We start from the raw sequence: 12,118 nt of genomic DNA, 5'->3' as shown, positions 1-12,118 counted from the left end.
GGTTAACCTCACAACGAGATGTCGGATAACAGGGCGTGGTAACGCTGCAAGATCGCCTCGCGCCGTGGGCGGCCGTTGGCAGTCAGGGTTTCATCAATGGGGCTTAGCGGGGCCGGTAAACGACGCCAGGTATGCACCTGGGCGTAATCGGGCAGTTGCGCGTTGCAGCGCTGCACGGCCTGCTCGATAGCCTCGTCGCTGGCAGTGGGGTCCAGCGGCCAGAGCAGTGCCAGGTTGTGCGGCAAGGCTTCGCCATGCACGAATGCCTGTGCAATCACGCCGCCCTGAGTCAGCTCCGACTCCACCCACTCCGGGTTGACGTTACGACCGAAGCTGGTGATGAACTGGTGCTTTCTGCGCCCGTCAAGGTACAGGTAGCCCTCTTCGTCGAGGTGGCCGAGGTCGCCCGTCGCCCACCACTCGCCGGTGACCGGCGCCTCTTCCAGGTAGCCCAGCAAGGTCGAGCCAGCCACCAGCACCTCACCATCCTCAGCAATGCGCACCTGAACATGGGGCAAGGGCTTACCGACGCTGCCAGGGCGAACGGCCCCCGGTCGGTTCAGCGCCACCACCGAGGCACATTCGGACAAGCCATAGCCTTCGAACACCGGCAAGCCGACCGCATCGGCCCGAGCCAACAGCTTCGCTGATACCCGGGCGCCGCCCACTGCCACGAAGCGCAGTGGGCCGACGCGCATGAGCCCGCGCTCGATGGCGGTGACCAGCCCCATCAGCAGTTGCGGCACGAGGATCAGGCTGTGTGCACCGCTCAGGGCAATCGCAGCGAGCAAGCGCTTGAAATCCACCTGGCTTGCGCCGCCCATGCCCAACTGCTGCTGCGGGTAGAGCTGGACGCAGGCGCCTGCCATGAGCGCGGCATATACGCCGAGGTTCTCGAGCAATACACCCAGTGGCAGTACCGCCAGGTATCGCTGCGGCTCGGTTGGTCGGCTTGCAGCCTCCAGTTCCCGCGCAACACGCAGCATGGCTTCGGCGCCCAGGCATACGCCCTTGGGCCTCCCGGTACTGCCGGAGGTATAGGTGATCTTTGCGGTGCCCGTCGGCAATTCAGGCGCGACAACGTCACGCGCCAGGAAACCTTCTGCCGGCTGCTGGGTAAAACCTTGCTCAAGGAGTTGGGCAGTCCACTGCGTCTCGCACAGCACGCTCGTGGCACCGCTCTGCTGCAGACAGTGTCGCAACTGAGCCGCGCTGAAGAACGGCGGTACGATCACACAAGTGCGCTCGGCGAAAAGAGCCGCCAGGTCCCAGAAAAGCAATTCGGGCCCGTTATCCAGCACCATGACGAACGTGCCCGCTGGTTGGCTCAGCAAGCGGGCTGCGCGCAATTCGACCTCGTCGAGCAATTGCCGGTAGGTGAAACGCCGAACCGGGCCCTGAACAGCTACAGCATCAGGTTTTTGCTGGGCATGCTGGCGCAACAACGCCTGAAAGAGCTGCAGTTCATGCGGCATGACCGGTCTCCTGGGCCAGCTTGGGAAATCCAAGGCGCTGGAACACCCCCGCCCGGCTCAGGGCATCGAAGCCATAGCCGATGTTGCCGGCGAACACCTGTGGCCGTTGGTCGTAGTACGTCCCCCAATGATTCGCCAGCCCCTGCAAGCGCCCAGGATCGGCGGCAGCCAAAACGGTAGGCATCAGGCCCAGCCGTTGAAAGCTGTTGATCAGCGTCGCCGCGCCGGTGAATGCAACCCACTCCAGGCCACGCGAGGCCAACAACCACGTCACGGCAATGATCATGATTCGGGCGCTGCCAGCGCTGAGTGAAGCCAGGTTGCCCACTTCGACCAGGCAGGTACGGTCAAGGTCAATGCCAGCAACCTGGGAAACGGCGGCCTCCAATGGCGCGTCCAGATATCGCTCGAGAAACAGAGGTCCGTCGCTGGCTGGTCGCATGCCGGCCGCTGCGATCAACCGTCCATGGCTGTCATGCAATGCCAGCAGCTCTGGCAGGTAATGCTGCACATCCGCCTGGTGCACGGTGGCAAAGCACTGGTGGATGAAGTGCTCCAGATCCCCGCGTGAAGCGTCGCCTGCCAGATGAAGCGACAGCCGCGCGTGATGGTCGGCATGGCTGCCTATAGGAAGCGGGAGCAGACTGCTCCATTGAGATTCGTTCATGAAACTCCCCCGATTGGGTTCGGCTCAGGGAATTATCAGGGTCGAATCTGAATGGAATCTGAAGTCAAACAGCACAAAGCGTCCGAGCGCATGCCAAGTCGCAGGAGCTCGAGCACTCGGCCACAGCAAGGTCAGCGCCCTCGCCCTCTCATGTTTCCCACCTTCCCCGCCGTGCCATTGCATACACGCCGGGAGATGCCATAGGCTGCCACTTCATCAATCAATGCCACTGACACTGGATAAACGATGATCGAACTACAAGGATGTACAGCGTTTTCCGGTCTGGAGTGCCGGCCCGTCGGCCCCTCTGACGCAGAAATGATCTGCGCCCATCGCCAGGACATGTTCCTTGAGGCAGGCGGGGATCCTGAACAACTACGGATCATGACCCAGCACTTTCGCCCCTGGCTGGAAGAGCGGCTCGGTGACGGTCGGTATTACGGGTTCAAACTCCTGGATGGCGACCAACCGGTCGCAGCCATTGGCCTTATGAGCATCGATTGGCCGCCCCATCCCTCCCACCCAACCCTGGATAAGCGTGGCTACGTGCTGAATGTGTACGTCCAGCCGGCCTACCGCCGCCGCGGCCTGGCCTCGGCCCTGATGCAAGCGGCCGAAGCCGAGTTCGCTCGCCGAGGCATCAGCTTCGCAGTCCTGCACGCCACCGCGACGGGCAAACCGGTCTATGAGCAGATCGGTTGGGCTGGCACGTCGGAAATGGCCAAAGCCATTACTGGGTAGTGATTGCCCTCGACCCAATCCCGCCCTTGGCGGTACCTGCACCTGTCACAACAGCTCGGGGAAGGCAGCGCCAAGCAGGCCGGGGTCCTTCAGGATCGATGCACTGCTGGCGATATCCGGGGCCAGCCAACGGTCCTGGGCATAGGCCGGGACCCGTTCGCGCAGCAACCGCCAGGCAACCTGGGTACCTGCGCCAAAGCGCTGCTCCTTGAGGAACTCGAATGCCTGGGCCGCCAACAGGTATTCGATGGCAAGGATCTGCGTACAGTTCTCCAGGGCACGGTGCAGCTTCAACCCGGCATTGGTGCCCATGCTCAGATGATCCTCCTGCAGGCCGGAGGTGACGTAGTTGTCGATGACGGCCGGTTGGGCCAACTGACGGTTTTCGGCACAGAGTGAAGCGGCCACGTACTGGACAATCATCATGCCCGAGTTCACACCCGGTTGACTGACCAGGAAGGCCGGCAAGCCGCTGACCAACGGGTTGATCAGGCGATCGAGACGGCGCTCGGCAATCGCCCCGATCTCGGCCACCGCAATGGCCAGCAAGTCGGCCGCCATGGCCACGGACTGGCCGTGGGGATTGGCCTGGGAAACCACCCGATAGGACTCGGGCGTACCCAGCAACATCGGGTTGTCGGTGGTGGAGTTGAGTTCGGTTTCGATCTGCCTTGCGGCGTGTTCCAACTGATCGCGCGCGGCGCCATGAACCTGCGGGATCGAGCGAATGCTCAAGGCGTCCTGGGTGCGAATGCCATGGCTGCTGGCAATGATTTCGCTACCCTCGAGCAGGCGCCGCAAATTGCGGCCCACGCGCTGCATCCCGGGGTGGGGTTTGAGCGCGATGATTTCAGGGTCGAAGGCATCGAGTTGGCCGCGCAGGGCTTCGAAACTCATGGCGCCGATAACGTCCGCCCATTGGCTCAAGCGCGTGGCGTCATCCAGAGACAGGCAGCTCAGGCCGGTCATGCACGGGGTACCGTTGACCAGGCACAGACCATCCTTGGCCCCCAGTTTGACCGGTGCCAGGCCGACCTCGGCCAAGGCCTGCTGCGCCGGCACGATCTGGCCGCGATAGCTGACCTGGCCGACGCCCAGCAAGCTGATGCTGATATGGGCCATGTGGGTCAGGTACCCCACCGACCCCTGCTTCGGCACCTGCGGGGTGATGTGCTGGTTGAGCAAGGTCAGCAGCGCCTCGACCACCTTGCGCTGCAGGCCGGAACGGCCCTGGCAGAAGTTGATGATCGCCGCGCACATGATCGCCCGGGTCTGTTCGTCCGACAGCGCGCTACCCACGCCACAGGCATGGCTGAGCAAGGTGTTGTGCGACAGCTGGCTGAGCTGTTCGTCCTGCAACGAGACATTGCACAGGGCGCCAAGCCCGGTGTTGACGCCATAGGCGCGGTCACCGCTGGAAACGATGCGCTGGACAATCGCCTGGGCGTTGTCGATCCGCGCCCAGGCCGATGGGGCCAGCTCAAGCTGCGCTCCATGCCGGGCCACAGCCACCACGTCCTGCCAGCGAACGGGCGCCTCGGCAATGATGATTTTTTTGGCAAACGACATACACGCGGTTCCTTAAAGCGAAGCTACGCGACGCTGCACGAAACGATCTACGTATTCGTCCGCAGGCTGGTAGAGGATTTCCTTCGGCGTGCCGACCTGGATCAGGCGACCGTCCTTGAGAATGGCAATTCGGTTGCCGATGCGCACCGCTTCGTCCAGGTCATGGGTGATGAAGACGATGGTCTTGTGCAGGGTCTTTTGCAGTTCCAGCAACTGGTCCTGCATTTCGGCGCGAATCAACGGGTCGAGCGCACTGAAGGCTTCGTCCATCAGGATGATGTCGGTGTCGGCAGCCAACGCACGGGCCAGGCCCACGCGCTGGCGCATGCCGCCCGACAACTGGTGCGGGTACGAGCGTTCGTAACCCTTGAGGCCCACGGTGTTGATCCAGTGCAGGGCACGCTCGGTGCACAGGGCTTTGCTTTCGCCACGGACCTTAAGGCCGTAGGCGACGTTGTCCAGCACGGTGCGGTGCGGCAACAGGCCGAAGCTCTGGAACACCATGCTGATCTTGCGCCGGCGGAATTCGCGCAGGGCTTGCATGTCGTACTGCAGAATGTCTTCGCCGTCGACCAGGATCTGGCCGCTGGTGGGGTCGATCAGGCGGTTGAAGTGACGCACCAGGGTCGACTTGCCCGAGCCCGACAGCCCCATGATCACGAAGATCTCACCGCTGCCGATGGACAACGACAGATCGTTGACCCCGACCACGCAGCCGGTATCGGCCAGCACCTGTTCTTTGCTCTTGTTCTGGCGGATCAGTTTCAGCGCATCTTCGGCACGCGCACCGAAGATCTTGAAGACCTGTTTGACTTCGATCTTGTTCATCGTCTGCTTGGCGCTCATTTGCCCACCCCATGCCGTGGCCGGCCATAGGCCTGAGTAATGCGGTCGATCACAACCGCCAGGATCACAATGGCCAGGCCCGCTTCGAGACCACGGCCCACATTGAGGGTCTGGATGCCGACAAGCACGTCTTCACCCAAGCCACGGGCACCGATCATCGAGGCGATGACCACCATCGACAGGGCCATCATGGTGGTCTGGTTGATACCGGCCATGATGCTCGGCAACGCCAGTGGCAACTGCACGCCGAACAGTTGTTGCAGGCGATTGGCACCGAAAGCGTTGATTGCCTCCATGACTTCGCCATCCACCTGGCGAATGCCCAGGTCGGTCAGGCGAATCAGCGGCGGGGCGGCATAGATGACGGTGGCAAAGATCGCCGGCACCTTGCCCAGGCCGAACAGCATCAATACCGGGATCAGGTACACGAAGCTGGGCATGGTTTGCATGATGTCGAGCAGCGGCATCAACACCGCCCGCAAGCGATCGTTGCGCGCCGACAGGATACCCAGCGGAATGCCGACCAGGACCGAGATCAGCGTTGCCACCAGCATCAGCGCCAGGGTCTGCATCAGCTTGTCCCAGAGGCCGACCGCACCGACCAGGAACAGCAAACCGACGATCACCGCCGTGGGCACGATTCTACGGGTGGCGTGCCAGGCAATAGCGCCGACGATGGCCAGCATCAGCCACCAGGGTGTTGCGCGCAGCAGGCCTTCGAGGTTGACGATGGCCCACAGCAGGGTGTCGGAAATGTGCCGGAACACGTCACCGTAATTGGTGACCAGCGCATCGACCCAGCCATTGACCCAATCGGCAATGGAAAACGTGAAGTTTTTGGGAAACATGGATTTATCTCGAGCAAGTGCTTGAAGCGGACTGCTATGTGGCATGCCCGGCAGGCGCCGGACCGGCACACACCCTCAGAGTGCCGCGTCTACCTTTTTGGCTGCGTCTTCGCTGACCCAGCTGTGCCAAACTTCGGGGTGCTCCTTGAGGAACGACTTGGCCAATTCCGCCGACTCGATACGGTCTCTGGTCATGCGCGCCAGGTTCTGGTTCAGCAGATCGATCGGCAGATTGACCTTTTCCAGCACGGCCACCAGTTCCGGCGCCTGTTCGTGGAAGGTCTTCGACACCCCCACCTTGATGGTCACGGATTTATCCACGCCTGGCTTCTCGTCCAGCTTGACCAGGTCGGCCTGGCCCATCAGCGGGGTGGGCGACCAGTAATAGAAGAGGATCGGCTCGCCACGCTTGTAGCTCGAGAGCACGGCGGCATCCAGTGCCGGGCCGGTGCCCGGGCGGAAGTTGGTGTAGGTGTTTTCCAGGCCGTAGCTCTTGAGCATTTGGCTGTTGTCCAGCTCGCAGGTCCAGCCGGCCGGGCAGTTGTAGAAGCGCCCCTTGTCCGGTTCTTCCGGATCCTTGAACACCTGGGCGTATTGCCCCAGATCGGCGATGCTCTTGAGGTTCGGTGCCTTGGCTTCGAGTTTGCGCTTGGCATCGCCTTCGATCACATAACGCGGCACATACCAGCCTTCGACCGCGCCAACCACCGGCGAGCCGACGCCGACGACCTTGCCGGCGCTCGCAGCCTTGTTCCAGACCTCGCTGCGCCCTACCCACTCCTCGGCGAACACCTGGATATCGTTGCTGCTCAGGGCGTTCTCCATGGAGATGGAATTACCCGGCAGGCTGTCGGTGTCACAGCCATAGCCATTTTTCAGCACGAACTGCATCACCTCAGTGAGCAGCATCCCGCTTTCCCAGTTCAGACCGGCGAACTTGACCGGCTTGCCGGACTCACACCAACCGGCCGCCTGGCTGGCGCCAGCGCACGCCAGGAGCCCTAAAGAAAGTGTCGTGGTCAGCAGAGCCTTTGTAATTGTCATTGTGACGCTCCCAAACAAGATGATCACTGCGCAGGAGAAATATTTCACAACCTCAAAAAAGGATAAAATAATAAGTCCTGATGCATCACCACGGAAAAACCTATGAAGTTCACACTGCGCCAGCTTCGCTACGCGCTCGCAGCGGCCAAGCACGGAAACCTCACCACTGCCGCCATGGAGCTTCATGTTTCACAACCTTCCATCTCGGCGGCCATCACCGAACTGGAGGAGGTGCTGGGTCAAGCAATCTTCATACGCCAACGTGGCCTCGGGATATCGCTGACCCCATTCGGGCGTACCGTCATGGTCCAGGCCCGTCGCGTGCTGACAGAAGCCCAGACCTTTGCCGAAATCCATGCCAATGCCGGCGAGTGTGTCGGCGAACTGGTGGTCGGCTGTTTCGAAGATCTGGCGCCCTATTGCCTGCCACAAATCGTGCGACGGATGCAGGAGTCCTGCCCAAGGGTCACGGTCGATATGCGCGATGGCAGCTTCGATTATGTTGGCAAGCGGCTCAGTGAGGGCGCGATAGAACTGGCCATCACCTATGACTTGGGTTTACCGCCGAACACGCATTGCACGCAGTTGTGCCAGCTGACCGCCCAGGTGCTGCTGTCGGCCGATCATCCGTTGGCCAAGCAGTCACGCGTCAGTCTCAAAGCGCTAGCCGAGTACACCCTGGTAGTCACCGATCAGGTTCACAGTTGGCAGCATGTGCTGGATCTGTTCAGCTTTTACGACCTCTCCCCCGCCGTTGTGCACCGTGTGCGCACCTTCGAGTTGCAGCGCAGCCTCGTCGCCAATGGCTTTGGCGTGGCGCTGATCTATACCCGGCCATTCGGTGACCGTAGTTATGATGGCCAAGCGCTGGTCTGTCGGCCGACTCAGGAGAAACTGCCAACCCATAGCATCGTGCTGGCGCATGATCAGCGCTATCCACTGACGCCTTCGGCCGAGGCTTTCAAGGCGCTGGCGGTGGCATGGTTCGCGGAGCGACCGTCGTTTGCATCCGAATGAACAACGGGTGGGGCGAATGTCACATGACGACTGCTGGCGGGTAGATGAGACGCCCGGCGAGCTCGGTCTACCGGCCACGCAAGTACTCACTTAGGCTCTGTACGAAGAGTTTTGTGGGAGCGGCGGTGCGCCGCTCCCACAACGATGGATGACCATACGTTTCGTGCAATACCCAGCTGTCGAGACATTCAAACGACGAGTTTTAGCACCTTCTCCAACAACTCTTTAAACTCAGCGCGATCTCTATAGTTTTTCCGTGCGCAGACCGGCGGAGAGCTTCGTCATTTACCGATACCTTCCAGCAGCAAAGGACGCTTGATGAGAACCCCGCTACTCGCCCTGACCCTCGCATCTCTATTGAGCGCCTGTGCCATCCCTTACGAGACCCCCGAAGCCCGCGCCAATATTGAACGCGATCTAAAGCTCAATGCAGACGAAATCGTCACAGTCACCGAAACCAACTGGTGCATATTTCCCTATGGTGACTTGCAAGTGTGCAGACCCAAGCAAGGCCTGGGTGTGCTGACCAAGAGCAAGCTAGTGCTGGCCCTTTATCAGGGCGGTGCCTACCAGCAAGCTGAAGTCATCAAAGCAAGCAATGTGCAGTGTGCCCACCTGCAAAGTGGCAGAGCCGCAGCCGATACCTTCTACTTATTCAGTGAACGTTGGGCCGCCATGCTGGCGCCCATTACCGTGGGCGGTGCCTTGGCCCTCGACAAGAAAGCCCAGTTCCTGAGCGTGCTAGTGCCGCCAAATACTGAGAGTTTCACGGCTGCGCAAGGAAATTTCATTCAGGTCACCGATCGTAAGAATTACTCGGCTGTGGCGGTCCCAGGCACCCGAACCTATGTAGGAACCAGCGAGAGTATTCGCCAGATTTTTAATCCGTGTACGCAGAGAAAGAATCGCTCAGCCGCCTCCTAAGCCCCAGCTCTTCGAATGAAACAGTCCCAGCTGCAATTGAAGCGCAAGTAGTTCAATCCAAGCTCGATGCGCCGGGCCTGTTGAGAGCCGCAGGTCGCGAAGGGCGGCTCTCGATCTAGAGTGCGCAGGCACTGAGATTTCGCGGTTCGCCTGTGGCGAGACTGACAGATTGCCTGCGGCGTCACCGAATGGGCTGCCGAATCTGCCCCCTGTCCAATAGCAAGTGACATACCGGTATTGAGCGGTGCATATCTGACTGATAGCATCTAGCCAGCAACCTCAATGCTCATTCAGGAAGGGATCCATGTCAAAGAAAGCACTTGCTGCAGCACTGGGCGTTATGGGGATGTTGACCGGCATGCAGAATGCGGTGGCTGAAGACAACCTGTTCAAAAAATATGCTTATGACACGCCGATTGCCAAATATACCGAGGCAGCAGGCTACTACGACTGTTCAACTGAGATAGGCGCTACTGCACGATGCCTGGACGATGTGGATTTTCTGGATCAGAAGTTCACAGCCGCCCTGCTATTCAGTGGTGACAAACTGATGATGGTTTCGCTGTTTGCACCCTATGATCGTGACCTGTTCGGTCGCGCCATTGGCGCTCTTGCAAAAACATTTACTCTGGTGTCGCTCGCCGACGGGAAATCCGTGCTGGATATCATTGAGTTCGCGGGTAAAGCAAAAAACAAGGATGAATACACAGCCAAGCTCACGAACTACGAGAATGTTGCGTTGGCCGCCAATGAGCTGACCTACTCCTTTGTTGAAGGGCTCACCCCCGACAAGAGGGCCGCCAACGTCCATAGCTTGATGAAGTCGGCACCTGCCAACATTAGGGGCGCTGATTTGATCGTCTCTGGCGAGGGTGACGAGTCCAGCATCATCATTAAGTTTTCTTTTCCGAAACTGGACGAAAACAAGCTTGTTCAACAAGCCAAGAAGCCAGTCGAGTCGTTCTGACCGCGTGCTTCCATTTGTGTTGAGCCCCGCGATAGCGGGGCTTTGGGTTTTTGGAGGACTGTATCCAGACACCAGCATCTCGAGTGACCAAGGCAGCTGAATCCCCTAGATTTTGATAACGGCGAATGACCGCTATTGGCCGTTAGCCGCCCTTAACGAACAGCAGCCATGGGGCGTGGGCAGCCGTCTGCGACTGACCGCTAACGACCCGTAGCGGCCATTGCGATGGTGCTGCTCTTGCTCATTTTTCGAGGCTGGCGCGAACCTTGTGGGAGCGGGTTTACCCGCGAAGCAGGCGACGCGGAGGGTGGTACGGGCTTCGCCCGTGTTCGCGGCGGTTCGACGCCTCGATAAACCCGCTCCCACAGAGATCACCTCTGGCATGACTGTCAGCTACGGTCCGAAAGCGCTCGTCCGCGACCAGCTGCCATCGACCTATTGCTGTCATTGGATTGGTTCGCTGGCGCACAGCTCAAACCGCCAGCCTGGCCAGAGGCGTTACTTGACCTTCACCACGTCATCCGGTTTCCATGTCTGGTCGTAGAAGGCGTCTTCGCTGCCGTACAAGCGCAGTGCAACCAGGAAGTTGCGGCCTGGGATTGTCTGGATGAACGCTGCATCGGCAACATCCGCCGGTTTCTCGGGGCCGAACCAGATTTCGATAGAGCCATCCTGCTGTTTGGGGATGTCGTAGTAGCCATTGGTGGATGGCAACAGCTGTTTAGTCTCGGGCATGGTGCCGTCTGTGATGTTGTAAGCGGTCACCGCCCAGAACAGCGCAGCAGGTGGATTCGGCGGCAGGCGCAGCTTGTAGGTACCCCCGCCCTCGAGGAACTTGCCATCCTTGTCACGCCCTGTGAACGGGTACTTCGAACCAGCCCCCGTGGTGTGCATCACCATCGCCGGTGCCGAGGAATAGGCGAACTGGAAGAAGTTGGCGCGTTGGTTTACGTCCAAGTAGCTTTCTTGCATCCAGTCATTGGTGCCGCCGGCCCAGGTGTTCTCGTACTGACGGTCCTGATAGTAAAGGTTGCGTTTGTCTTCGCGCCCCAGTTGGCGGTTGGCGAGGATCATTTTCGGTGCGGTTTCCACCGCCTTCTTCAGTAGTTCTTGCTGCTTGTCCGTAGGCTTGAACGGCGCGCCCTTGATGATGCCGATGGACGCCAGCACGCCGCGCAATTCGGGATCAATGGCTTCGACCGGTTCATAGTCGACGAAGGCCTTGAGCTTGGCCCAGTAGTTGTTGTCCACCGGGTACATCATGTTCAGCGCCTTGCCACTGGCGTCGGGAAACTCCATGGGCTTCACGTCTTTTTCCACCGTGAACAGCGGATAGACGCGGGTCAGTTCGGCGTTCTTGACCGCCGGTGCGGGGTCCGGCTGACCTTCGCCTTTGGCCATGATCGTGCGGAAGAACAGGAAAACGTTGTAGGTCCGCGACTTGACCGCGAAGTAGCCACCAGGCACCGGCCCGTTGTAGTCCGGCGGCAACAGCAGGTACAGACCGCCACGCGCACGGTCTGGCCCCACGGCCCCCACGTCGGTGAGGGTTCTCTGGAAGAAATCGGTAAACATGCCAATGACATTCGCCGGGGCCTTCACCACTAACGGCCCCGTCTGTTTGAGATCCAGATAGCTCATGGAATAGATCACATCGGCGTTGGGCGTGGGCACCATGGTCCGTGCGTCCATGCGTTGCTTCCAGATCGGCAGCACGTTGTAGCCGGCGCCGAATGCTTGCTCCGAGCCATCCTTCATGCCGATGGTGTTGAGCGCCGGCAGCATCGTCATGTAGGCGAAGACCGCACGCTGGTAATACAGCTCATCGCGAAGGCTCTCGGCTTCCTTGGGATCAAGCCAATTGCCGTTGTTGATCTGCTTGATCAGCGGCGAAGCCGGCGCCTGGTCGGCCGCCTGCACCATCGGCAGGGCCGTCAGCGAAGCAGCCAGTGCAGAAAGTGCGAACATGCGTTGCATCGAACCCATGAAAGTAATCTCCAGAACAAGGCGCGGCGGCGTT

At 60.1% G+C, this 12,118-nt stretch carries 11 protein-coding genes; 4 read left to right on the top strand and 7 right to left on the bottom strand.

Annotation, left to right across the window (positions count from 1 at the left end):
* Window positions 1-8: 8 nt before the first annotated feature.
* Both EJA05_RS10730 and EJA05_RS10725 read right to left on the bottom strand, forming a co-directional pair.
* Window positions 9-1,475, bottom strand: coding sequence for an AMP-binding protein (locus EJA05_RS10730; RefSeq protein ID WP_125858220.1), 1,467 nt, complete (start codon window positions 1,473-1,475; stop codon window positions 9-11).
* Window positions 1,465-2,142, bottom strand: a complete 678-nt coding sequence (locus EJA05_RS10725) for a thermostable hemolysin (RefSeq protein WP_125858219.1) — start codon at window positions 2,140-2,142, stop codon at window positions 1,465-1,467. Before EJA05_RS10725 ends, EJA05_RS10730 begins: the two co-directional genes overlap by 11 nt.
* Window positions 2,143-2,388: 246 nt before the next feature.
* Between EJA05_RS10725 and EJA05_RS10720 the strand changes: the two genes are divergently transcribed.
* A complete protein-coding gene (locus tag EJA05_RS10720; RefSeq protein ID WP_125858218.1) occupies window positions 2,389-2,883 on the top strand; it encodes a GNAT family N-acetyltransferase in 495 nt (164 codons plus the stop codon).
* Between the two features lie 45 nt (window positions 2,884-2,928).
* Here the strand turns inward: EJA05_RS10720 and hutH are convergent, their stop codons facing one another.
* The 4 genes from hutH to EJA05_RS10700 all read right to left on the bottom strand — a co-directional run bounded on the left by hutH (window position 2,929) and on the right by EJA05_RS10700 (window position 7,190).
* The gene (hutH, locus tag EJA05_RS10715) at window positions 2,929-4,452 is read right to left on the bottom strand and encodes a histidine ammonia-lyase (protein WP_125858217.1); all 1,524 of its coding nucleotides are present in this window, start codon (window positions 4,450-4,452) and stop codon (window positions 2,929-2,931) included.
* A 12-nt stretch (window positions 4,453-4,464) separates the two neighbouring features.
* Window positions 4,465-5,298 carry a quaternary amine ABC transporter ATP-binding protein gene (locus EJA05_RS10710; protein ID WP_125858216.1) on the bottom strand — a complete coding sequence of 278 codons (834 nt, stop codon included), beginning with the start codon at window positions 5,296-5,298 and terminating at the stop codon, window positions 4,465-4,467.
* Window positions 5,295-6,146 (bottom strand): ABC transporter permease, encoded by an 852-nt coding sequence (locus EJA05_RS10705; RefSeq protein WP_125463585.1) that lies wholly within the window; start codon window positions 6,144-6,146, stop codon window positions 5,295-5,297. Before EJA05_RS10705 ends, EJA05_RS10710 begins: the two co-directional genes overlap by 4 nt.
* A 75-nt stretch (window positions 6,147-6,221) precedes the next feature.
* The gene (locus EJA05_RS10700; RefSeq protein ID WP_125858215.1) at window positions 6,222-7,190 is read right to left on the bottom strand and encodes an ABC transporter substrate-binding protein; all 969 of its coding nucleotides are present in this window, start codon (window positions 7,188-7,190) and stop codon (window positions 6,222-6,224) included.
* 102 nt (window positions 7,191-7,292) lie between these two features.
* Here EJA05_RS10700 and EJA05_RS10695 point away from each other — a divergent pair, with 102 nt between their 5' ends.
* The 3 genes from EJA05_RS10695 to EJA05_RS10685 all read left to right on the top strand — a co-directional run bounded on the left by EJA05_RS10695 (window position 7,293) and on the right by EJA05_RS10685 (window position 10,098).
* Window positions 7,293-8,207: a LysR family transcriptional regulator gene (locus EJA05_RS10695; protein ID WP_125858214.1), complete on the top strand. Its 915-nt coding sequence runs from the start codon at window positions 7,293-7,295 to the stop codon at window positions 8,205-8,207.
* 318 nt (window positions 8,208-8,525) lie between these two features.
* Complete coding sequence (locus EJA05_RS10690) at window positions 8,526-9,131, top strand: hypothetical protein (RefSeq protein ID WP_125858213.1); 606 nt, start codon at window positions 8,526-8,528, stop codon at window positions 9,129-9,131.
* Between the two features lie 304 nt (window positions 9,132-9,435).
* Window positions 9,436-10,098: a hypothetical protein gene (locus EJA05_RS10685; RefSeq protein WP_125858212.1), complete on the top strand. Its 663-nt coding sequence runs from the start codon at window positions 9,436-9,438 to the stop codon at window positions 10,096-10,098.
* Between the two features lie 498 nt (window positions 10,099-10,596).
* Here the strand turns inward: EJA05_RS10685 and EJA05_RS10680 are convergent, their stop codons facing one another.
* Window positions 10,597-12,084, bottom strand: coding sequence for a DUF1254 domain-containing protein (locus EJA05_RS10680; RefSeq protein WP_125858211.1), 1,488 nt, complete (start codon window positions 12,082-12,084; stop codon window positions 10,597-10,599).
* Window positions 12,085-12,118 lie beyond the last annotated feature (34 nt).

Source organism: Pseudomonas oryziphila (assembly GCF_003940825.1).
Taxonomy (GTDB): domain Bacteria; phylum Pseudomonadota; class Gammaproteobacteria; order Pseudomonadales; family Pseudomonadaceae; genus Aquipseudomonas; species Aquipseudomonas sichuanensis.
The sequence above is the reverse complement of the archived record's forward strand: the minus strand, read 5'-3'. Positions and strand labels throughout refer to the sequence as shown.